A 23701-nucleotide genomic window follows, 5' to 3' on the forward strand; every position below is an offset into this window, starting at 1 on the left:
ATTAACGCATTCCAAAACCGGAGGCATTACCGGTTATACGTTCGTTGTTGGCCTCGTCTTCTTTGGCAATTTGCTCAATAACTTCGGTGATTGCCATCGAGATTAATTGTTCGAGCATGTCCTTGTTATCTTTTTCCAAAAGGTCATCGGCGATTGCGACTTTGATATCGGAATAATCACCTTTCATAGAGAGGGTTAGACCGCCTCCTTTGGTAACTGAAAACACCTTTTCGGCCAAGCCTTCCTTGGCTTTTGCTAATTCCCGTTGCATTTTTTGCGCCTGGAACATTAATCTTTGCATTTCATTCATTAGTCATTTACTCCTTTGATTTTAATAATGATATTCTTCGCTTTGGGAAGTCGTCCCAACTGCGATAATTCCATAAACTTTTTCTGAGCTTGGGCTCGCTCTTTATCATACACCCCATAGACCACAACTTTACGATTAATCAATTTGCTTACCAAGGTAGAGAGGGCATTTTGATTCTGCTTGATATTGACTTTTTTTGCCCGATTAGCATAAAGGTAATTTAAGATGAGAACGTCCTTGGTCAAAACATAGGGTTGACCATCCTTTAGTAAAGCGGCATAACGTCCCAATTCAAAGTCGGAGAAAAAATTCTTAAGTTCATCCCATTTTTCAATGAGAGCCAGTTTTTCGTCACGATCGCCGATACACATCGTATTAATGAGCATGTTCTCATCCATCGAAATAACATCCCCGGTTTCATAAATTGGCTGCAACGATGAATCGTGGTTTGAAGCGGACACAGGTTTATTCTCCTCGAGGATCTGTTTACGAATAAGTGGCTTGTTTTCATGTAATTCATGCGCACTAATCGGGGTAGGCTCCTTTTTCTCTTCTTCCGCCGGTGTCAAATTGATTTCCGCTTCCGTCGGCTCTAATTCGATTTCATCGTCAACCGGTGAAATAACGCTTTTAATTTCTTCCGGGGTAAGTTTCTTTTTGGGAGTCACACCGTGATCAGCATTTACATTCTCATTTGTAGAGGAAAGTTCCTTTTGGGGGCCGACCGTCATCTCAATAACGGAAACCTCAAATAAGGAGCGAACATTATTGACGTAGCGGAAATCATTGTCAGTTTTAATGAAGGCATCAAGTATTTTTAATAAGTCATCGGCATTTGATCTGGAAACTATATCTTTGGCTTCAGATTCCGTTAATTCCTTTAAAAGGTCGGGTTCCTGGGTTTTACAGTAAACCAAGGCATCTTTAACAATTGACAAAAGATCATTATTTAGTCGCCTAAGGTCAATGCCTAACTTTTGAAAGTAATCCAGTTTCTCAATAACTCCCGGAAGTTGATGTTGAGTGATCTGTTTGATCAATTGAACCTTTTCGTGATTGTTGGCCAATCCAAATACATCGAGAATATCCTTTTCAACCAGTTTATCTCCGGCATAAGACAAAATCTGATCAAGCATCGATAAGGCATCGCGGACGCCACCATCAGCCAGTTCAATGAGGAGATCTAAGGCCCGCGGCTCAAAAGAGACTTTTTCCTCATCTAATATATGAATTAACCGCTCCCGAATATCTTTGTCGCTTACTTTGGTAAAATCAAATCGCTGACAACGGCTTACAATCGTTGGTAAAACTTTATGGGGCTCGGTTGTGGCGAGAATAAAAATTACATGCGAAGGCGGTTCCTCAAGGGTTTTTAATAAAGCATTAAAAGCCGAAGCGCTCATCATGTGAACTTCATCAATAATATACACTTTATATCTTCCCTTAATCGGGGAGTATTTAACGTTTTCGACTAGATCGCGAACATTATCGACGCCGTTGTTGCTGGCAGCGTCAATTTCGATGACATCTGGATGTGAGCCGTCGATAACGGCAAGGCAATTAGAGCATTGATTACATTGGCGGCCGATGCCTTCTTCACAATTTAAGGCCTTGGCCAACAACTTGGCCATTGTCGTTTTACCGGTTCCGCGTGGACCACTAAAAAGATAAGCATGGGCAATTTTGCCTTTTGCTAAAGCGTTTTTTAGAGTTTGAATAATTACTTTTTGCCCGGCGACTTCTTCAAAAGTCTGAGGGCGATAAGTCCGATAAAGAGCTTTATATGCCATACATTCACCTATAGAATAATTATACACAAAAAAGGCCTTCTTCATTAGACGTTTTTTATTTTTTGCCCTTTGTTTTAAAAAATATTTTTGTTTGCATTATTTTACCACTTGATTTGATAAATAATGAAAAAACTGGCAATGACAGTTAAAGCAAAGAAAACAGCGCTGATGGAGTTATAGATTTTTTTGAATTTGCTCTGACTGGGAAAATAATAGTAAAACCCAATTGAACAGGGTAAGAATAAAGCACTATAAAAAGTTTTCTTATCCCTTCTTATCGGCCATAAGTAGACCAAACGCATGACAAATAAGGTCAATGGGCCAAAAATCAAGGTGAAGTAAAAGGCATATATCATGAGACCAACCGCAAATTCAAACATGTTTTTTTCCTCCTTTAAGGAAGATAAAAACTACGCCGAACAGAGGCAATAAAGCAAATAAATACCAACCGGTAAAGAAAAAGCCAACCAGTCCCCAGAAAAAGAGATTAAAGGCGATAAATACGCGATCGCGTCGCGAGATAATCATAGTTCGGCCTCCGTTATGTTGTAACTTGATAGAACTCCCGTCGAGGATATGTCGATGACGCGACCCCCGCGTTCTAAAAAGCCATAACCGTTATAACCAGTCGTTTGGCCATATGCCAGTAGAATATTGTCCTTTAAGAAGGAAAAATTGTTGTTGTGGTCGTGACCAACAAAAACACCATCGGTAAGTCCAAAATTAACCATTTCCTGATAGAATCCAGTATCGATTCCTTGATAGCAAATAATTCCTTCTTCCATTGCCCCATCAATCAACGGGTGGTTGGGATAATCGGTATATTGTTGGAGGGGAATATGCATAAAAGCCAGCGAGCGCAATGCCGTTAGCTGATCTTCCATTAGATGATTATGAAACCAATTTGTTTGGTTTTCAGTTAGATAACCATATCCAGATTCGGTATCGTTTTCGGTGTGGCTGTCAAGAAAATACAATTGGCGAAACGGGTTTCCGTCCCTTTCAACTTGAATCCGAAAATTACCATAGCTTTTGGTGTCGTCAAAAGCGGGTCCTACTTTAAACAAAAGGTTTTTGGTATTCTGAATTTTTTCCAAGAACTTCCCATAGTCATCAAAATCAGTTTCATGATTACCGAAAACAAAGGTCCAAGGAGTATCCAAATCCTCCATATAACTAATTAATTTAGTAAACAAAGATGGCCCTAAAGGCGACATCGAAATATCGCCAGTAATAACAATCAAGTCAGGATTGGTTGCATCGTTTAGTTCTTTGATTAATTGCAAGGTATGGCGGTCGTTATAGTCGATTCCATAGGTAAGGTGAAGATCAGTAACTTGCAGGATGCGTAAATTATCATCCGCGATCGATAAAGATAAATAATCATCATCAGTAAAATAATTAGGCGTGGTGCAACTAGCCACGGTTAGTAAACTTGCCAATAGAAGAAAGCCACGGGTTATGGTTGTGTTTTTCATTGAATTATTGCCTTTTCTTCATTATAATCGTCCTTTAAAAGAAAACGAAGAATAAAAAGCTAACCGCTAAATAAAATATCAAGCAACATTAAACAGCCATTCATTACTAAAAAACGATTTCTTATTACATCACTATTCCACGTATCGATATTTTTTGCTAATAAATGTACAGTTGACATTTAATACAAAAATTAAATGAAGAAAAGGGAGTGTTATGACTATTTATGCAAAAGTCAAAATCATAATAAATTAAGGTGATCAAATTAATTTAAAAGGTTGCGTTTATGTAATGCTCCCTTTTTTAAAGACTATTTTTGGTAAAAATTGGTTTTTGAATTTTGCCAAGCAGTTTGATAAATAAAAATTTTTAACAAAATCTTGCATTTGTAAACTTTATTCATATTATCTAAGTGGTTACATGGAAAACAAATATTTAAGTAAAAAAACCATATGCATTAATATCAATCTTTTAGTTTTGGAGCATAAGTATCTATAGTATGCAAATTAAGAAAAACAACTATTGGGTTTTTTTGATTTTCTTTTCCTCAATATTAATTGCGATTTTGCCACCATTAAGTCTTTTATTTATGCAAAATATTATTGAATTGGTAACCAATCATTCAATGGAAGACAACTCTAGTTTAGCAAGAATTGCCATATATCTAGGGTTATATGTAAGTACGATTCTTTTTTATCTAGGACTAGGGGTGTTTTTAAACTATGCGCATAAATGTTTTGATACCCATTGCCAAGGACGCCTCTATATGGATGTATTTAAACGAACTAACGATTTTGATTATGAAGATTTTGAATATGCACATTTTTACGATTCGCTTAATGGAGCAATTGAGGGCATCAAGAGTTACGCTCAAAAATATAGAACACAAGCGCTGATTACTTCTAATATCCTTTCCCTCATATTTACAATTGTTCTTTTTGGTATAACAAATTGGCTGGTGGCAATTGTTGCTGTGGTTTTCTCTTTCTTTTTATTTTTAATTAGTTTAAAGAACATTAAGCGAATGGATGGCTTTTGGAGAAAATATATATTGAGAATGCGCTTCCCAAATTATCTATCGGAAGTACTTATTTCTCGGAATTATTCTACCGAGAAAAAGATATTTAATTATTCTTCAAAATTGAATAGTAGATATCAAGATTTGCATAAAAAAGCAGCTGTTGAAAATATAAAAATGGGCAGGCAAAGATTGATTGGGGATGTTTTTGAAAAAGTTCTATCCTCACTTTTCCCAGTTGCAATTTTGATGTTGTATGTCGCTTTAAATAAAAACCGCCCAATTGTTTTTTCCTCATTAATCCCTTTATTCCTATTAAGTTTTAATTTGCTCAGCTCAACCAGTTCTCTTGGCTTAAATCTAATAGAGAATCATTTAGCTAAAGATAAACTTAAACAACTAAACTCATTTCTTTCAAATTATTATCCTAAGAAAAAAACCAACATAATAGAAAAAAATAATCAATTTTCTTCCCCCTTTCAGTTGCGCTTTGTTGATGTTAACTACCAATATAACGGAAACGAAAATTACGTTATAAAAAATCTAAATATCTGTTTTGATTTGACAAAAAAATACGCTCTCGTAGGAGAAAATGGCTCGGGGAAATCTACGTTTGTAAAACTAATGCTGGGGTTACTTAAACCTAATTCGGGATATATTTATCTTGGAGGGAAATTAATAGAGAATTACACGGAAGAAGAAAAAAGCCGAATATTCTCAACCGTCTTTCAAAATTTCTATCGATTTCCGCTTTCAATTAAGGAAAATATCGTTTTTGGCAAAGGCAAAGACATCAGTAGAGAGAAGATTAATTCAGTTTTAGATAAATTGGCCCTTAAAAAAACAATTGATAGGCTAAAAAATGGTATCGATACCGATTTAATGAATATAGATTCAAATGCTTCCAATGTATCATCCGGCGAATTACAAAAGATATCAATTGCTAGATCGGTTTTGGCTTCGTCTCCCTTTACTATATTAGATGAACCCAATGCATCACTAGATCCAATTGTCGAAAGGCAAATGTATGAAATATATGAACAATTGTTTACTCGTGGCTCGCTTTTTATTTCTCATCGCCTTGGAGCTTTGAAAAATATGGAGGAAATAATCGTTTTGAAATCAGGGTCGATAGAAGCAAGGGGCTCTCATCAGGATTTATACACTGATAATGACTACTATAGAGAACTCTACGATTCACAGAGGAAAATGTATGAAGACGAATAAAACCACATTTACTTTTTATGCCTTTAAGCTGATTCCTTTTTCGTTTTTAACAATGATTATTCTAGAAATAATTAATGTCATAGCGGGAGTGATATCCATTTACTCAATTGAGCAAGTGTTTTTTTACTCTTCTGCACTGATTAACAATATTAATGAGGCGACTAACTTTTACATGTTTATTGGTATTTATGCTTTTTCATTTCTTATGAGCGGACTTTATCTAGTGATTTATAAACGTTATATAATTCAGTTTATTCTTATTCCCTCTTTTGAAAGAAAAACTAAAATGATGTTGCATGATAAATGTGCGCAAATTTCTTCAGAATTATTTGAAGAACCGAGTATAAACTCGAAATTATTTGAATCAATACATTCGGCAACAAACCTTTTTCGTTTAACCGAGTCCTTTATTTCATTGATTTTTAGCCTTTTGATGATTGTAACAATAACAATATATATCTCTTCATTTAATGCTTTCTTCTTGTTACTAATTCTTTTTTCGCCAATTCATGCCATTTTGAAGCACTTTTTTGGAACTAAACGCTGGATGAAAACGCATGATGAAATGAATATAATTGATCTTCATTTAAAGGAATATGAGAAAGCGATGATGACGAAAGAGGCTGTTAGTGAAATGAGGGTTGCGCATGCTTTCAACGTTATTTTTGAAAAATATAAAGAAAGCCTCAAAAAAAAGGGAAACTTGGATAGAAAGAATCAAAAAGCGGAACTAATTACAAATTTATACCTTTTGCCCCTTTCTTTGATTGGGGAAATCGGGGCGATTACTCTGGGATTAGTGTTACTTTATTTTGATCAAATTCGCGGCGAACAATTTGCCGCCTCAATATCAGCTTATTTTATTCTTTTGGCCTCTTATAACGAACTGGGAGAAACAATCGGCTATTACAACATGTTTAGTTCGATGGTGCGACCTTATTTTGACTTCATGCACATCGCCAATCGCGATGGAAACTATAAAAATGATAAACCGAGATCCGAAACCAGTGTTATTGAGTTAAAAAATGTTTATTTTAAGTACCGACCATCTTTTGACTATGTTCTTAAAAAAATCAATTTAAAAATCAATTCCGGCGACATTGTTGCTATTGTCGGGGAAAATGGATCGGGTAAAACAACCCTTCTAAACATATTAAACGGTACATTTCTTCCTTCAAGGGGACAAAGTTTCTTTAATGGGGTTAACGTTAAAGCGTACAAGGAAAGTGACCTCTATTCTCAAACCACGATCGTTTCTCAGCAATTTGCCAAGTATAAAATGACAATTTTAGATAACATAGAAATTGGCGATGCCTTTAATCATAACGAAAATAAAGCCGAAATGCATTTCAAGAATTTTTGCAAATTTGATGGTATCAACCTTCAAACAAAATTAGGAAGCGAATTTAATGGAAAAGATTTGTCGGGGGGACAATGGCAACGCCTAGCGATTGCCCGCGGTTTTTATAAGGACTCAAATCTTGTTTTTCTTGACGAGCCAACGAGTGCAATTGATCCAATTGAAGAAAATAAAATTTACTTGGCGTTTGCTAAACTATTAAAAGGAAAAACGGGGTGTATTGTTACCCATCGTCTTGGGAGCATTAAACTGGCAAATAAAATAATCGTTATGGATAAAGGGGAAATTATTGAAATGGGAACGCATAAAGAACTGTTGGCAAAACAGGGGGCATATCATCATTTGTGGAAATCACAGAGCGATTTGTTCTTATAAACATAGTTATTGTGGCCTTATAAGAAATTTGTTCCCTGTATGTTAATAGCCTTTTTACTTATTTTTATCCGATATTGCTACACTTGCTTTTAATAAAACATTGAATAAAGTATAAAAACGTAACATATTTGTTATAACTAGATTGTTTTTTATTATGGCTATTGTTTTATTATAGCTTTTGGTTATGGTAAAATATGACGATTTGGAAGGACAAATAATATGGAAGATAGTTTGCGTAAAAGATTGGAAGTTACAAAGAGACGCCTGGAAGAAATTGACCGGGAGCTTTTAGACCCCCAAATCACCAATGATATTAATCATTTTCGAGCGATATCGAAAGAACGCTCCGATATTGAGCCAACGGTCGAAAAGTATAATGAGTATCAAAAAGTGGAAAGCAATCGCAATGATGCTTATGCAATGATGGGAGAATCCGATCCCGATATTATCGAACTGGGAAAAGAGGAATATCGGCGTTTGGAAGAGGAAGAAAATAGATTGATTGAAGATATTAAGTTACTGCTTATTCCTAAGGATCCGAATGATGACAAGAATATTGTCGTTGAAATTAGAGGAGCGGTTGGCGGTGATGAGGCCAATATATTTGCGGGTGATTTGTTTAGAATGTATACCCGTTATGCCGAAAAAAATAATTGGAAAGTGCAAATGGTCGATGAGAACTCTTCTGAGGCTGGAGGCTTTTCGCTGGTTTCATTCATGGTTAAGGGAAAGGGCGTGTATTCCAAATTAAAATTTGAAAGTGGCGCTCATCGGGTTCAACGAGTTCCTAAGACGGAAGCTTCGGGAAGAATCCACACTTCAACGGCGACAGTTTTGGTAATGCCTGAAGCCGAGCAAATTGAAGTGGATATCCGTTCGGAAGATTTGCAGGTTGATACTTATCGTTCACAAGGAGCGGGGGGACAAAATGTCAACAAGACAGAGTCTGCCGTCCGCATAACTCATATTCCAACCGGAATTGTGGTTTCTTGCCAAGTGGAAAAGAGTCAGATTCAAAACCGAGAAATCGCCATGAATATGCTGAGAGCAAAAATTTTGGCGGCTAAAATTTCCGAACAGGAAGAAAAAATCGGCACCGAAAGACGCTTGAAAGTTGGAACCGGTGAAAGAAGCGAAAAAATCAGAACCTATAATTATCCGCAAAATAGAGTCACCGACCATCGTATTGGTTTTACAACCCAGAAATTGGATCGGGTTATGGAAGGCGAACTCGAGGAGATTATCGAGGCCTTAATTCACTATGATCAACAGCAAAAAATCGCCGGTGAACTTTGATAATTTAACCATCGGCGAGGCCTACAATGCCGGCTGTTCTTGGCTGCCATCAACCATTAACGAAGCCCATCTGCGGTTGCTTTTTTTGGATTATTTGAATTTAGACAACTATTGGGAGTTGAAGAAAAAAGCCAATGAACTCCTGCCGACACCAGCCATTTTTACGCGGTGGTATGAACGCTTAATAGCAAATGAACCCCCGCAGTACATAAGTGGAAAGGCTTCTTTCTGTGGACATTCATTTAAAGTTGATAGGCGGGTATTGATTCCCCGACCTGAAACCGAAGAATTAGTCATGCTGGCTATTGAAAAAATTAAAAAAAGTTTCCCTAATCAAAAAATGGTCATTGCTGATATTGGAACTGGATCGGGGGCTATTGCCATTTCCTTGGCTAAGAGTTTTCCTCAAGCCGAGGTTTATGCAACGGATATTTCGCTACCGGCTTTAGAATTGGCGCGCGAAAATTCTTTGGCCTTAAATGCAGACGTGACATTTATTTCCGGCGATCTTCTCGATCCCCTGATTGAGCGCGGCATTAAAGTCGATATTTTAATTTCTAATCCTCCCTACATCGATTCGGATTTAACCATTGACCCTTTGGTTTGGGAAAATGAACCGCATTTAGCGCTTCTAGCTAAGCCAGGAATTACCAACTATGAAAAAATATTAACTAGGTTATCTCAAATTCAAAAAAATAAGACTATAATCTTTTTTGAGTTTGGAATCGATCAAAAGGATTGTTTAGAAGACCTTGTCAGCCGCCGACTGCCGAAGGCAAAATGCACTTTTTATAGAGATATGCAGAATATTGATCGGATGCTGATGATTGAAAGCAGTCAAAAGTGAGGCATATATGGAAACGAAAATTTATTCAGAAAAGCAAATTAACGAAGTGGCAAAGTTTTTACTTTCAGGCGAAGTTGTGTGCTTTCCAACGGAAACTGTATTTGGGTTGGGAGTAGTTTTTGATGACGAAGAAGCTTTTGCCAAATTGGTGACAGTCAAAAGAAGACCGGCCGATAAGCCATTTACTTTGATGTGTGCCGATTCAGAAGATATCGAAAAGTACGCAAAGATCAGTTCTAAGACAAAAGAAATTATTAAGCGATTCATGCCGGGACCATTGACGATTATCGTTGATGTCCGGGATAATGTACCTAGTTGGGTTACTTTAAATACCGGATCCATCGGTATTCGCATTTCCTCGCTGGATTTAGTCCGCGACTTGATTCGGCAATGCGGGAAGCCTCTGTTGGTTCCCTCAGCCAATCGCGCAGGCGAAACACCGGCATATAGCGCCAAGGAAGCGTATAATATATTTAAGGGGGACATACCGGCTATTATTGACGGAGTTGCGACCAGTCGCGTTCCCTCAACAATAATAAAAATCAGCCAGGATGAATTGACCCTTATACGGCAAGGCACGGTCAGTTTTGACGAAATCAAGAAAATTTGGGAGGATTAAATATGAAAATCAGTTTGGGCTCCGACCATGGAGGATTTCATTACAAAAATGAAATCAAGGAGCATCTCAATAAGCTGGGTCATGAAGTAATTGATGTCGGTACTAATTCTACTGATAGTTGCAATTATCCGGAATTTGCCATTCCCGCGGCCGAAAAAGTTGCCAGTGGCGAAGCTCAATTGGGCTTTCTGGTTTGCACTAGTGGCGAAGGAGTATCAATTGCGGCCAATAAAGTAAAAGGCGTTCGCTGCGGAATCGGCTATGATGACCATGTTAGTGAATTTGCCCGGCGGCATAATAATGCCAATATGCTGGCTTTTGGTGAACGAGAGATGAGCCTTAATGATGTATTAAGGCGTGTGGATATTTTTCTTACCACCCCCTTTGAAGGCGGTAGGCACGCCCTTCGTGTTCAGCAGATTACTGACTATGAAGACAAGCATAGTAAATAGTAACTTAAAATAGGAAATTTACGTTTCCTATTTTTTTATATCGTCCATTTTGCTCTTTAAGTTCCAATCTACTAAGTAATGGATAAAGAATACATCTGTCCGCGATGCGGGAATAAAAACAGTCGCTATATCGGCGTGATTAAAGGCCAAAAATATTGTCGCCTATGCATTTCTTTTCAAGGAAAAAGCGCGCCTAGTTATACGCCTCTTCCACATAGAAACCATTTTCTTAAGTTAGACTACAAGCTTTCAATTGAGCAAGAAAAAATAGCTCAAAGAATTAAGAAAAACTTTGAAAATAATATAAATACGTTGGTTCATGCCGTCACGGGGGCGGGAAAGACAGAGCTGGTTTACTACTCAATGCTCATGGCGTTACATCAAGGAAAACGAGTTGGTTTTGCGATACCGCGTAAAGATGTCGTCGTTGAAATTGCCGGCCGTCTTAAAAGCGCCTTTCCTTCATCTGTTATTACCGCGGTGTACGGAGGGCAAAACAGTGATTTAGGCGGTGATATTATTGTTTTAACCACGCATCAATTGTATCGCTACGACCACTTTTTTGATTTGTTGATCTTCGATGAAATCGATGCCTTTCCCTATCGTGATTCGATTGTTCTATCATCTTTCTTGCGAAAAGCCGTGCGCGGGACAATCATCTACTTATCGGCGACGGTCGATCCAACGGATAAGGCAAATTTTCAAAAGCAAGGAGGCGAAGTTATAGAGTTATTTCATCGCTATCACGGAAGGCCATTACCGATTCCAAGTATCGTTCAAGGCTGGGGGGTTATCAATTATTGGCATCTTTTTTGGACAGTGCGCACACTCTTAAAAATGGCAGCTCCCGTCTTTATATTTGTCCCTACAATAGCGATGGCCAAAAAAACTTTCCGGTTTTTAAATATTTTCTTTAAAAAAGGCAACTACGTTCATAGTCAAAGAAAAAAACGAGCAGAAATAATCGATAGATTTCGCAATCACCAATACCGTTATCTCTGCTGCACAAGCGTCCTTGAACGTGGGGTAACGGTTGCCAAACTAAAAGTGATAGTTTTTAATGCCGATCACTATCTTTTTGATCGGGCGACTTTGGTCCAAATAGCCGGTCGGTCGGGAAGAAAAAGATCCGACCCTATCGGTAGAGTCATCTTTATCAGTGAAACTGTAACGACGGCGATGAAAGATGCCATAAATGACATCAAGGAGAAGAATATTGATTTGTAAGATATGCTTTGCCGATTTTGAATCAACGGGAATTCGTTTATTTCTTGAAATGAATCCAATCGTATGTGAAAAATGTTTTCAGAAAATGAATCCCCAGTTTTTCCACGGGAAAATCCTAGGATATCCAATCACTTCCATCTATGCATATAATGCCTTTATTCGCGAATTAATCTATCGATACAAGGGAGGTAAAGATTATGAACTGAAGGAAGTGTTTCTTGCTCCGTATAAGAAGTTGCTGAAGTTTTTTTATCGCGATTATGTACTTGTTCCGGTACCATCCCATATCGAGGCTGATAAACAAAGAGGATTCAATCATGTGCAAGAAGTATTCTGCAATCTAAAAATACCTATAATAATTGCCGTTAAGAAAACATCTTTGAGCAAACAGTCTAGTCGACGTTTCTTTGCGCGTAAGCAAATAAAAAATGAGTTGATGCCTATGGATAATTTGGCGGAACTGAAAGGCAAAAAAGTTCTTATCGTCGATGATGTGCTTACTACCGGTTTCACGTTAAAAGCGATGATAAAAATCGTGGAACAGGCTAATCCCCGAAAAATAAAAGTACTGACGATCGCTAGACGCATCGGGTTTCCGACCGAGGATTAGTCGCTTTTTATGAAATCAGTGATGGGCGATTAAAGAAATGAAAAACCTCATTTTTTATTTTCACCAATTGAAAAAGAATTATTCTTTTTTACTATTCGTTAAGCCACAACGATTATTTAGTGTATTAAAAGTCTTTTATCACCCTTATTCTGTTGTTAGAAAGGCCGATAAATGATAATATTTATTTCGGTATCATTGTTTATTTATAAACAAAGTATTAGAAAGATAATTTAAGGAAGTAAGATTAATGGCAAATTTTTTCGAGAGACTCTTCCGCGTCGAAGAGCGCAAAATTAAAAAAATTGGACAAAGAGCCGACAAAGTTATCGCCTTTGAAGAAAAGATGCGGGCTTTAAGCGATGACGAATTGCGGGATAAAACGGTTGAGTTTAGAAAACGGTTATCTGATGGCGAAACGTTAGCTGACATCGAATATGAAGCGTTTGCGGTTGCCCGCGAAGCGGCGCAAAGAACGCTCGGACAATTTCCTTATCGAGTGCAAATTATGGGCGCGATCGTCTTGAATCAAGGCGATGTGGCAGAGATGAGAACGGGCGAAGGTAAAACTTTAACCGCGACCATGAGTGTTTACCTTAATGCTTTAAACAGCAAGGGGGTTCATGTCGTAACGGTCAACGAATATCTGGCGCAACGTGATGCGGAGTGGATGGGCCAAATATATCGTTTCTTAGGTTTGACGGTGGGCGTTAATCTTCGGGAGAAAACCTCGACCGAAAAGCAAGAAGCCTACAATTGCGACATTACCTATACCACCAACTCCGAGGTTGGATTTGACTACCTGCGCGACAATATGGCGCCGAATAAAGAATCCCGGGTTCTTCGGGGACTGGAGTATGCCGTTATCGACGAGGCTGACTCAATTTTAATTGATGAGTCACGGACTCCGCTTATTATTTCCGGCGGATCAAAAGCTTCGGCTTCCGCCTATCGCATCGCGGATCGATTCGTAAAGACACTGAAACGGGATACGCATTTTACCGTCGATATCAAGGATAAAACATGCAGTCTTACCGATGATGGAGTGAGTGTTGCCGAAAAAATGTTTGGCATTCCTAATCTATATAATCCGGAAAACAATGATCTTGTCCACCGAATTCACCAGGCATTAAAAGCTAATTACATTATGGGCCGCGATGTCGAGTATATGGTGGATGCCAATCATGAGATTCAACTTATTGATCAGTTTACTGGCCGGGTACTTAAAGGCCGGGAATATAGCGACGGACTCCAACAGGCAATTCAAGCTAAGGAAAATGTCGACATTAAACAAGAGACGATGACGATGGCGACGATTACTTACCAAAACTTCTTCCGGTTATATAAGAAACTTTCAGGTATGACAGGTACGGCCAAAACCGAAGAGGAAGAATTTCAGAAAATATACAATATGCGGGTTATTACCATTCCCACCAATCGGCCGATTAAACGGCATGATGACATTGATTTGGTATTTGCCCATAATGAAGATAAATTGCAGGCGATGATTGCGGAAGTGAAAAAACGGCATGAAATCGGACAACCGATTCTTATTGGTACAACTTCAGTCGAATCATCGGAAAAAGTTTCTCGTCTGTTGGAAGCTGAAGGCCTTATTCATAACACCTTGAATGCCAAGAATCACGAACGCGAAGCGGAAATTATCAAGCATGCTGGTGAAAAAGGCGCAATTACAATTGCGACGAATATGGCCGGACGGGGAACGGATATTAAACTTGGGCCGGGCGTAGTTGAGGCTGGTGGACTATGTGTTTTCGGTACCGAGCGGCACGAATCTCGCCGCATTGACAATCAGCTTAGAGGTCGTAGTGGTCGGCAAGGCGATCCCGGATACTCGCGCTTCTACGTGTCATTTGATGATGAATTACTTCGGCGATTTGCAAGTGACTCAATGCAGAAATTAGCTGCGAATATGGGCAATGAGCCATTGGAGAATAAGATGTTCATGAATGCCATCACCGGTGCCCAAAAACGAATTGAGGGTCAAAACTTTGACACTCGTAAAAACTTACTTGATTATGATGATGTTCTCGCCAAGCAAAGAACAATTATCTATGCGCGCCGGGACAAGATATTATACGCGGAAAACATCAAGGATATCATCGATGATTTCTTTGCTACGACCGGGCACGCTTTGGCGGTTAAAGCCGTCAATCCTGAGGATAAGGCGGGGTTGGTGGAAGGCGAGCGCTTAAAAACAGTCGCGGAACCTCAATTCTTAGAACCAGGAACGATTGATCCTTCAGCTTACGACGAATCACAAGTTGAGGAAGTTGGAGATGATTTGGCAGTTCTGATGATGCGTCGATATGCTAAGCGGCGTAAAGAGTGGGGAGAGGAAATTGCTGGTCAGGTTGAGCGGAGCATCGCGCTGCGTTCGGTCGATCGTAGTTGGACGCACCACATTGATACAATGGACAATTTACGGCAATCCATTCACCTTCGGGGTTATGCTAACCGCAATCCTCTGCAGGATTATGTTAATGAGGGCTATGCCCTATTTAAAGAAATGATGGATTCAATTTCCATTGAGGCGGTTCTTAACTTATTAAACGCTCAAGTTCAAATTAAGAAACCTGAGACACAAGAAGGTCAAAATCCGGATGCAACCAACGATGGATTAACGCCAGAAGAACCTGCTCTTGTTGCCAAAGAGCAGTAAGAGGAGAATTTATGGATATAGTTTTATTTCGTAATGAGGTCAACTTAGTCGCTGATCATATTCAACAGATTAGCGACTCCCTTTGACTTAGATAAATTAAAGACAGTTGTTGCCGAAGATGAGAAAATAATGAATGAAGAGCATTTTTGGGATGACCAAAAAGCAGCTCTTTTAGTCGTGAATCGACTTAATGATCACCGCTCAAAACTAGAAAAGTTTTTGGCTATTCAATCTCAATTTCAGGATTTAAAAGAGATAGCTGATTTAGATAATGAAGAAGCAACCGATTTCTTGCCTTTGGCAACGGAAGAATTAGAAGAATTAAAGACGAAAGTTGATGAACTGCGGCATCTGATTCTTTTTCAGGGCGAATATGATCACTTGAATGCCATCCTGGAAATTCATAGTGGTGCGGGAGGAACAGAGTCCCAAGACTGGGCGAATATGCTTTATCGTATGTATGTTCGCTGGGCAGAAAAACACCGTTATAAAATTCAAATGGTAGATTTGCAAGAGGGTAATGAGGCGGGGGTAACCAGCGTTTCCTTTATTATTCGCGGCGCGAATGCATACGGCCTACTAAAAAGTGAGAAAGGCGTGCATCGGCTGGTAAGAATATCCCCCTTTGATTCGGCGGGAAGACGCCATACTTCTTTTGCTTCGGTCAATGTTATTCCTGAATTTACCGATGAAGTCAACATTGATATTAACGAGGCTGATTTAAGGGTCGATACCTATCGAAGTGGAGGAGCGGGCGGACAAAACGTCAACAAAGTGGAGACCGCCGTTCGCATAACGCACATTCCGACCGGGATCGTTGTTTCCTGTCAAATTGAGCGGTCACAATTATCCAATCGCGAATTGGCGATGGGAATGTTGAAAAATCAATTATACCAACGGCAGCTACAAGAGAAGCAGGCGAAGATGAATAATATTATCGGTGAACAAAAGGCGATCGAATGGGGAAGTCAGATTCGTTCCTATGTTTTCTGTCCTTACACTTTAGTCAAAGATCACCGAACTGATTTTGAAACGGGTGACGTGCCTGCGGTTATGGATGGCGACATTGACGGATTTCTTTTTGCCTATTTAGAAAGCGAGGCGAAAAAGCATGACTGAAAAATTGAAAATTCGATGGACTAAGGAAGAATGGAAACGAAAAATCATCAATCTTAGTTTAATTATTGTCGGCTCCTTTGTCTTAGCTTTTGGCGCCGGAGTCTTTCTTGTCCCCGGCAATATTAATTCCGGTGGTTTAAGCGGACTAGGCATTATTGTTCTTCATCTTTCGCAAGGGTTAATCCCGGTCGACTTATTTGTTGCCGGAGCGATGGTAATTCTACTTTTAATCGGATTGATTTTCTTGGGAAAAGAATTTACTCTAAATACCCTTATCGCTTCGATAGTGTATCCTTTGGCCCTATCCCTCGTTTTACGCGTTCCCTTCTTTCAACATATACCGGACCTTCTTTTTGTGAGCGACGGTGATGGAATATCGACGAGCAGTTATCTTATCGGTGGTCTTTTTGGCGGAGCCTTAACCGGTATTGGTGTCGGTTTGACTTTCCTAGGCGGCGGTTCAACTGGCGGATTGGACGTATTAACGTTTATAATGTATAAGTATCTCCGATTAAAGCAATCGGTTGGCAGTTTGATTCTTGACGCCTCCATTGTCCTCGGGGGAATGATTATTCTAGGCGATCAATTTATTGTTGAGGGATTGATTGGAGTCATTGCCGCGGTGGTTTGTGCTCTAATGATTAACTTTGTTTTCACGGGCAAATCACAGACTTATGTGGCGAGTATCATTTCCAAAAAATGGGAAGCCATCAATGTTTTTATTCAAGATAAACTTCAACGCGGCACGACCATTATGGATGTCCGCGGAGGATATCAATTTGATAACTACCGGATGATTATTGTCGTTTTTAGTCGGCGTGAGTATTTGGCTTTCTATGCGGGAGTGGGGCATATCGACCCCAAGGCATTTGTGACGGTTACCCAAGCCCAAAATGTCTTTGGCGAAGGCTTTAATCATCTCGACCATCATGCCAAACAGGGAAAGAAGACCAATGATTGAAGAAAAATTTAAAATTGTCAGTCCTTACAAGCCAACCGGCGATCAGCCGGAAGCCATCAAAGAGTTGGTTGCCGGCTTAAAGGAAGAAAAGAAGTTTCAAGTGCTACTCGGTGCGACCGGCACCGGCAAAACTTTTACTATGGCCAATGTTATTGAGGCGGTGCAAAGACCCACTTTAGTTTTAGTGCATAATAAGACTTTGGCCGGGCAGCTTTATGCGGAATTTAAAGAACTTTTTCCGCATAATCGGGTTGAATACTTCGTCTCCAATTTTGATTTTTATCAACCGGAAGCTTATTTGCCAAAATCGGACACTTATATTGAAAAAAGTGCGATGATGAATGAAGAAATTGAAATGCTTCGCACCTCGGCAATCAATTCGGTTTTAGAAAGGCGCGATACGATTATTGTGGCCTCAGTCGCTTCCATTTATGGACTGACTGACCCGGACGAATATCGGAATCTTGTTTTTGAAGTGCGAGTCGGCGAAGAAATTGACCGCAAGGCCTTTTTTAAGCGCTTGGTGGATGCTCAATATAAACGTAACAACATCGATCTTGCTCCGGGTTCATTCCGTGTCAACGGAGATATCATCGAGTTTGTCCCGGCATCGACGAATGAATATGCTATTCGTATCGACACTTTTGGCGATGAAATCGAAGATATCCAAATGGTCGATATTCTCACGGGGGAGATAAAAAAGAACTTTTCCACATATCCGATTTTCCCGGCCTATGATCATGCCTCCACGCATGAAAGAATAAAGAAAGCTTGCAAAGGTATTCTTGATGAACTGGCGGAAAGATTGGCCTTTTTTCATAACAATAATCAATTGCTTGAAGAGCAGAGAATTGATATGCGTACGCGGCAAGATGTTGAGAGTCTCCAGGAGTTTGGAATGTGTCCGGGCATTGAAAATTATTCTCGCCATATTGATGGTCGCGCCCCGGGAAGTCGCCCTTTTTGTCTAATTGACTATTTTCCGAAGGATTTCCTGCTTTTTGTCGATGAAAGTCATGTTTCACTGCCGCAGGTACGAGGAATGTATAATGGGGATCGCGCTCGAAAAATGAATCTTGTTGATTATGGTTTTCGTTTGCCGAGTGCGTTGGACAACCGGCCTTTGCGTTTTGAAGAATTTGAACAAGCAATCAATCAGGTGATCTGCACCTCAGCAACTCCGGGGGATTATGAGTTGGGAAAAACGGGAGGACAATTTGTTGAACAAATCATTCGTCCGACCGGGCTTTTGGATCCGATTATTGATGTGCGAAAGACACTGGGACAAATCGACGATTTGGTCGATGAGATCAATAAGCGTATCGCGCTTCATGAGCGGACGATGATTGTAACTTTAACGATTCGAATGGCAGAAGACCTTACCGACTATTTGAAGGGGAGAGGAATTAAGGTTGCCTATCTTCATAATGAAACTAAAACGTTGGAGCGGACGGAAATTATCTATCAGTTACGAAAAGGAAAATATGATGTTCTTGTCGGCATCAATCTTTTGCGGGAGGGATTAGATATTCCGGAGGTTAGTTTAATTGCCATACTTGACGCCGACAAAGAAGGATTTCTGCGCTCGACTCGTTCGCTGATTCAGATTATCGGTCGGGCCGCACGTAATGAACACGGCCGAGTAATTATGTATGCCGACAAAATGACCGATAGTATGAAAGAAGCGATTCAAGAAACCAATCGGCGGCGGGCGATACAAAGTCAGTATAATGAAGAAAATGGTATTGTTCCGATGACGATTATTAAAGAAATTCGTCCGCCAATTCATAACTTTGAACAGGAGAGTATGGTCGCAGACAAGAAATCGGCAAAGATGAGCAAGTCAGAAAAAATAAGATATGTTAAGCAACTAGAAAAGGATATGCGCGAAGCGGCTCGAACATTTGATTTTGAACGGGCGGCGGAGCTTCGGGATATTATTTTTGAATTAAAGGCGGAGGAATAATATGGAGCCAGAAGTAGTAAGTCCGGAGAATACCTATAGTGGAGATTTGTTTATCATCCGCACACACCCGGCATTCAAAACCATTCGTATTACCTCGTTTGTACTTATTTTGCTAGCGGTGGCTTCCTTAGTCACCCTGCTAGCAACTCGCAACACGACGGTAATGATTATCGCTGCCGTTGCCTTGATCATATGTGGATCGGGAGGATATTTTCTGAATAATGCCTCACGCAAGATGATAAAAAGAGAGAAAATTGGCGAATTTTCTTTAAACGGTTTTTTCCTTTTTAGCCGTCAAAGTGATGGCCATTATGATGAAACTATCGGTCAATTAATTAAATTTTCGGATGTTAGTTCAGTGGTGTTTGATATTCGTTATTTTAGCGATTACTTTTATGGAAAACTGACCATTATAGACGGGCAAGGTGGAACGAGCACCTTGGCAGAAATTCTCGCTACCGAACAGTTGCTTAAACTCAAAGATGTGGAACCCAAACTAACTATCAATGCACCTTATGGACTTAAATTATGAGCAACAGCGTTTCCCGACATCTCTTATCACTTGCTAAAAATCGAGATACGAAGAAAGTGGCTTATTATTTTCCTTCACTCTCGTCGGATTACTTTTTAGGCTTATCCAATCCCGAAATAGCGGAAATAAAGCGGAAAATACCAAAAGAGGACATTCTTCCTTTCTTGCAGGATCTTCCTCATGCCTATTATGAGGAGATGATAATTCATATTTTATTGATAACCAAGACGAAAGATATTTCTTTATTGCTGCAAGAGATCGATAAGTTATTACCTTTTCTTTGCTGCTGGGGTGAAACCGATAAACTGGCTTCGGAAGCAAAAATTTTTCGCAGGCAGCCACAAGTCGGTTATGAAGCAATCAAAAGGTATCTTGCCGATGGAAGAATATATGTGAAACGCTTGGGGATTGTTCTTCTTTTGTCTTATTATATGGACGAAAATTTTCAAACTGAGCAAATGGAAATAGTTAGTTCCATTGTCAGTGATGATTATTACTTGGATATGGCGATTGCTTGGTATTTTTCATATGGTTTAATCAAGCAGTATGAATCAACAGTCGGCTACTTTGAAGAGCGAATCTTAAGTCATTCAATCCATCAAAAGAGCATTCAAAAAGCAATTGATAGTTTCCGGGTATCGCCGGAACGAAAAAATTATTTAAAGACGCTTCGTTATAAAAAAGAGCCCTAAGCAATGTTTGCTTAGGGCTCTTTTCCCCTTACTCAATCAAGATGCGACCACTTTCATTGGACGCTTTCTCTTTTTTCGGGAAAGTTAAGATTAAGGTGCCGTTTTCCAGCTTGGCCTTAAAATCAGCTTCTTTCAGTCCGTCACCGACAAAATAGGTCCGTGACGCTTCTTCATACCGTTCACGATGATAGAAACCTTTATGATCCTTTTCTTCTTCTTGAGCTTTGACCTGAATAGTAAGATAGCCGTTATCCAAGTGAACGCTGATATTGTCTTTTTTGATTCCCGGAACATCAACAGTCATTTGGTAAAGATTATCCTTTTCTTCAATGTCTGTGGCTAATAGCGATGATTGATTGGTCAACTCCTTCGACCAATCATCTTTAAAGGGCCAAAGATTCCACGGTTGTAAGACGGTACTTAAAAAGTTTTTTTCATTTCTCGACATATAACTCACCTCCGTTTTTATTTGTTCCCTCATCGGGCAATTATAATTTTAGCACGCTTTTTAGCACTGTCAATACGAGAGTGCTAAAATCTTTTGAAAATACGCATTGGCAATTAACAAAAGCGGACAAAAAACAGCCGGTCATAATAAAGAACAATCAATATAAGAGATAACGCAAATTAATTGTTTATTAAATAATCAAAATATAGTATTATAAATAAGCAAATAAGCGTTAGGAGCTCGTGACTATGAATGCTTTAGATATTATCTTTATTATCATATCGGTGATAATAATTATTGTGACTCTTTTACAGGGTGGAAAAAGTGAAGGTGCTTCGGGAGCCATTACCGGCGGAGGCATGAATATCTTCGCGACGAATACGAAGGAAAGAGGCATCGATAAGGTGATTACAATTATTACCTTCATCTGTGCGATGGTTTTCTTCCTCGTTGCCATTCTCGTAAATGTGCTAAACTAAAACAAACATGGGCTGCCTGGCAGCCCATTTTTATTACGCGAGGTGATTTAATCATATGATGGAAAAAATAAGAGTTTTTATTGATGATAATAGTCCGGTCAGTTTTAAGGACTTGCAAGACAACTTTGAAGATGACGAATTCTTGAATGAAGATTTGGAAGAATTAATTACCTCGGGTGACGTTGTAGAGTGGAATGGACAATTCCATTCTTTAAAACGCCTTCACTTGCAAAAGGGCGAGATTGTTTCTGTCAAAAGTAATTTTCTTTTCGTCAGCCTCAGTGATCAAGAGGATGACTTACGAATTGAGGCGCGAAATGCAGGAGGGGCAATGCTCGGCGACCGCGTCTTAATTACTACCGAGCGCGGGGAATTTTCTGTTTATAGTATTTTTTTTCATAAACATCAAACAGTGGTGGGCGAAATTATAAGTGATGGCAAGCGCCAGCTTTTAGAGGTTAAAAGTATAGCTCCGGCGACCGTCAAATTTGTTTTTAAAGACACAAATCTCCGTGTTGGCGAATTGGCAGTGGCAAAAATTATCACTTATGGTGAGAAGGAAAACACAGTTAGTTTTGTCCGTTCTTTAGGAGATAAAAATGCTCCGGGAAATGATATTACACGGATTGTTATTGAAGAAAATGCCCCTTATGAATTTCCATCGGAAGTGGACGTTGAACTTCAGGATATTCCCTATGAAGTAAGTGCCGAGGAGATTAAAAACCGGCATGATTTTCGGCAGGAAATGATAGTCACGATCGATGGGGAAACCGCCCGTGATTTTGATGATGCTGTCAGTGTAACCAAGATGCCTTTTGGCTATCGCTTGGGAGTGCATATAGCCGATGTCTCTTATTATGTTAAACCGAAGATGGCTATTAATAATGAAGCCTACAGTCGGGGAACATCTATCTATTTAACCGACCGGGTAATTCCAATGTTACCCTTTCCTTTGAGCAATGGTATTTGCTCGCTTAATGAGGGCGTGGATCGCTTAGTTCTGAGCGTTATTATGGATATCGATGATCGGGGCCAATGTTTTCGCCGGGAGATTTATCCGGGCATCATCAGCTCGCATGGACGCTTGACGTACACTTATGTTCAATCGGTTTTTGATCAAGGGAAGGCTAAAGATGAGCGCGAAGAAATGCTCTTACTTTTGGATGAGGTTGCTAAGAAAATTCGTCGAGTGCGAACTCGCAGAGGCTCGCTCGATTTAGATACCGATGAGATGGAAATTGAGGTTGATAGTTCGGGCAAGGCCATAGGTATTCATAAGAAAATCGGCAACGAAGCCGAGGCGATGATTGAGGATTTGATGATTTTAGCCAATGAAGAGGTGGCAACCGCTGTTACCGAGCGCAAATTGCCAATGCTATATCGAATTCATGAACTGCCGGATAGCAAGCGGATTGATAATTTAAATTATCTTTTAAAAAGATTGGGCCATCAACCGGAATTAAATCCGCGCAAAGTTACTTCTTTAGACATACAGCACTTGTTAAACAGATATAAAGACGATGCCGATGCACCGGTTATTAGTGAAGCCACGCTCCGTTCTTTAGCCAAGGCCCGCTATGCGGATGAAAATAAAGGTCACTTTGGGCTGGCATCCAGTTGCTATACCCATTTTACTTCGCCAATTAGACGGTATCCGGATTTGATCGTTCACCGGTTGATTCGTAAATACTTCTTTTTAAATAATCGTTCGATTAATAAAGACGACCAAGATTACCTGCATGAAGCGGGATTTGATCTTTCGCAAAAAGAGCGGCGAGCAGTGACAATCGAACGGCGAGTGGAAGCCATGAAAGCTGCTGAATATATGAGCGGAAATCTCGGTAATCATTATAAAGGGTACATTGATGGCATCACTAATGTCGGTCTCTTTGTCACATTAGAAAATGGTATTAATGGCCTCATACGCTTTGATTCACTCAGTGATTTTTATGCGGTTGATGAAGCGAGAATTATGGCTATAGGAAAACGTCATCACCAACGCTTTATGCTCGGTGATCATGTGGAAGTGGTGGTCGCCGCGGCTAACAAGGAAAATGGAAACGTGGATTTATTGATTGATGATAAAAAAATTTCTCGACGGGGAAACGTTTCCTCGCGCAAGGACATAAACGCCAAAAAAGTCGATAAAAAAGATAAAAAGTACAATGGCCGGCAACATCAGCATCATCCGAAGAGAAGACACTGATAATTTAGACG

The 23701-nt window shown here is 39.6% G+C and carries 22 protein-coding genes; 16 read left to right on the top strand and 6 right to left on the bottom strand.

Features of this window, described 5'->3' with window-relative positions:
• Position 1: 1 nt before the first annotated feature.
• The 5 genes from PKC96_02450 to PKC96_02470 all read right to left on the bottom strand — a co-directional run bounded on the left by PKC96_02450 (position 2) and on the right by PKC96_02470 (position 3578).
• Positions 2-310 (bottom strand): YbaB/EbfC family nucleoid-associated protein, encoded by a 309-nt coding sequence (locus tag PKC96_02450; protein HMM00189.1) that lies wholly within the window; start codon positions 308-310, stop codon positions 2-4.
• Complete coding sequence (gene dnaX / locus PKC96_02455; GenBank protein ID HMM00190.1) at positions 310-2100, bottom strand: DNA polymerase III subunit gamma/tau; 1791 nt, start codon at positions 2098-2100, stop codon at positions 310-312. The genes PKC96_02450 and dnaX overlap by 1 nt, the downstream gene beginning before the upstream one ends.
• Positions 2101-2201: 101 nt before the next feature.
• On the bottom strand, positions 2202-2480 hold the full coding sequence (locus tag PKC96_02460; protein ID HMM00191.1) for a hypothetical protein: 279 nt from the start codon (positions 2478-2480) through the stop codon (positions 2202-2204).
• A complete protein-coding gene (locus PKC96_02465; GenBank protein HMM00192.1) occupies positions 2473-2628 on the bottom strand; it encodes a hypothetical protein in 156 nt (51 codons plus the stop codon). Before PKC96_02465 ends, PKC96_02460 begins: the two co-directional genes overlap by 8 nt.
• Positions 2625-3578: a metallophosphoesterase gene (locus PKC96_02470; protein ID HMM00193.1), complete on the bottom strand. Its 954-nt coding sequence runs from the start codon at positions 3576-3578 to the stop codon at positions 2625-2627. Before PKC96_02470 ends, PKC96_02465 begins: the two co-directional genes overlap by 4 nt.
• 764 nt (positions 3579-4342) lie before the next feature.
• Here PKC96_02470 and PKC96_02475 point away from each other — a divergent pair.
• The 14 genes from PKC96_02475 to PKC96_02540 all read left to right on the top strand — a co-directional run bounded on the left by PKC96_02475 (position 4343) and on the right by PKC96_02540 (position 20557).
• Positions 4343-5821 (top strand): ABC transporter ATP-binding protein, encoded by a 1479-nt coding sequence (locus PKC96_02475; protein ID HMM00194.1) that lies wholly within the window; start codon positions 4343-4345, stop codon positions 5819-5821.
• The gene (locus tag PKC96_02480) at positions 5808-7556 is read left to right on the top strand and encodes an ABC transporter ATP-binding protein (GenBank protein ID HMM00195.1); all 1749 of its coding nucleotides are present in this window, start codon (positions 5808-5810) and stop codon (positions 7554-7556) included. The genes PKC96_02475 and PKC96_02480 overlap by 14 nt, the downstream gene beginning before the upstream one ends.
• A gap of 219 nt (positions 7557-7775) precedes the next feature.
• On the top strand, positions 7776-8852 hold the full coding sequence (gene prfA / locus PKC96_02485) for a peptide chain release factor 1 (GenBank protein ID HMM00196.1): 1077 nt from the start codon (positions 7776-7778) through the stop codon (positions 8850-8852).
• The gene (gene prmC, locus PKC96_02490) at positions 8818-9699 is read left to right on the top strand and encodes a peptide chain release factor N(5)-glutamine methyltransferase (GenBank protein ID HMM00197.1); all 882 of its coding nucleotides are present in this window, start codon (positions 8818-8820) and stop codon (positions 9697-9699) included. Before prfA ends, prmC begins: the two co-directional genes overlap by 35 nt.
• A gap of 7 nt (positions 9700-9706) precedes the next feature.
• Positions 9707-10318, top strand: coding sequence for an L-threonylcarbamoyladenylate synthase (locus PKC96_02495; GenBank protein ID HMM00198.1), 612 nt, complete (start codon positions 9707-9709; stop codon positions 10316-10318).
• 2 nt (positions 10319-10320) lie between these two features.
• Complete coding sequence (gene rpiB, locus PKC96_02500) at positions 10321-10770, top strand: ribose 5-phosphate isomerase B (protein ID HMM00199.1); 450 nt, start codon at positions 10321-10323, stop codon at positions 10768-10770.
• Positions 10771-10848: 78 nt separating this feature from the next.
• Positions 10849-11997 (top strand): helicase-related protein, encoded by a 1149-nt coding sequence (locus PKC96_02505; GenBank protein ID HMM00200.1) that lies wholly within the window; start codon positions 10849-10851, stop codon positions 11995-11997.
• Complete coding sequence (locus tag PKC96_02510; GenBank protein HMM00201.1) at positions 11987-12607, top strand: phosphoribosyltransferase family protein; 621 nt, start codon at positions 11987-11989, stop codon at positions 12605-12607. Before PKC96_02505 ends, PKC96_02510 begins: the two co-directional genes overlap by 11 nt.
• A gap of 247 nt (positions 12608-12854) precedes the next feature.
• The gene (gene secA, locus PKC96_02515; GenBank protein ID HMM00202.1) at positions 12855-15287 is read left to right on the top strand and encodes a preprotein translocase subunit SecA; all 2433 of its coding nucleotides are present in this window, start codon (positions 12855-12857) and stop codon (positions 15285-15287) included.
• An 11-nt stretch (positions 15288-15298) separates the two neighbouring features.
• Positions 15299-16406, top strand: a protein-coding gene (prfB, locus tag PKC96_02520; protein ID HMM00203.1) for a peptide chain release factor 2 whose coding sequence is annotated in 2 segments (ribosomal slippage) — positions 15299-15370 and positions 15372-16406 — 1107 coding nt in all. Because the reading frame shifts where the segments join, the coding sequence is not laid out codon by codon here.
• A complete protein-coding gene (locus PKC96_02525; protein HMM00204.1) occupies positions 16399-17367 on the top strand; it encodes a YitT family protein in 969 nt (322 codons plus the stop codon). The genes prfB and PKC96_02525 overlap by 8 nt, the downstream gene beginning before the upstream one ends.
• Positions 17360-19333, top strand: a complete 1974-nt coding sequence (gene uvrB, locus PKC96_02530) for an excinuclease ABC subunit UvrB (GenBank protein HMM00205.1) — start codon at positions 17360-17362, stop codon at positions 19331-19333. The genes PKC96_02525 and uvrB overlap by 8 nt, the downstream gene beginning before the upstream one ends.
• A gap of 1 nt (position 19334) precedes the next feature.
• Positions 19335-19865: a hypothetical protein gene (locus PKC96_02535; GenBank protein HMM00206.1), complete on the top strand. Its 531-nt coding sequence runs from the start codon at positions 19335-19337 to the stop codon at positions 19863-19865.
• Positions 19862-20557, top strand: coding sequence for a DNA alkylation repair protein (locus PKC96_02540; GenBank protein ID HMM00207.1), 696 nt, complete (start codon positions 19862-19864; stop codon positions 20555-20557). The genes PKC96_02535 and PKC96_02540 overlap by 4 nt, the downstream gene beginning before the upstream one ends.
• Before the next feature lie 28 nt (positions 20558-20585).
• Here the strand turns inward: PKC96_02540 and PKC96_02545 are convergent, their stop codons facing one another.
• Positions 20586-21005, bottom strand: a complete 420-nt coding sequence (locus PKC96_02545) for an Hsp20 family protein (GenBank protein HMM00208.1) — start codon at positions 21003-21005, stop codon at positions 20586-20588.
• Between the two features lie 248 nt (positions 21006-21253).
• Between PKC96_02545 and secG the strand changes: the two genes are divergently transcribed.
• Positions 21254-21484 (top strand): preprotein translocase subunit SecG, encoded by a 231-nt coding sequence (secG, locus tag PKC96_02550; GenBank protein HMM00209.1) that lies wholly within the window; start codon positions 21254-21256, stop codon positions 21482-21484.
• A 55-nt stretch (positions 21485-21539) separates the two neighbouring features.
• Positions 21540-23690: a ribonuclease R gene (gene rnr / locus PKC96_02555; GenBank protein ID HMM00210.1), complete on the top strand. Its 2151-nt coding sequence runs from the start codon at positions 21540-21542 to the stop codon at positions 23688-23690.
• The last annotated feature ends 11 nt before the right edge of the window (positions 23691-23701 follow it).

This window comes from Bacilli bacterium, assembly GCA_035326105.1.
GTDB lineage: Bacteria > Bacillota_I > Bacilli_A > RFN20 > CAG-826 > UBA7706.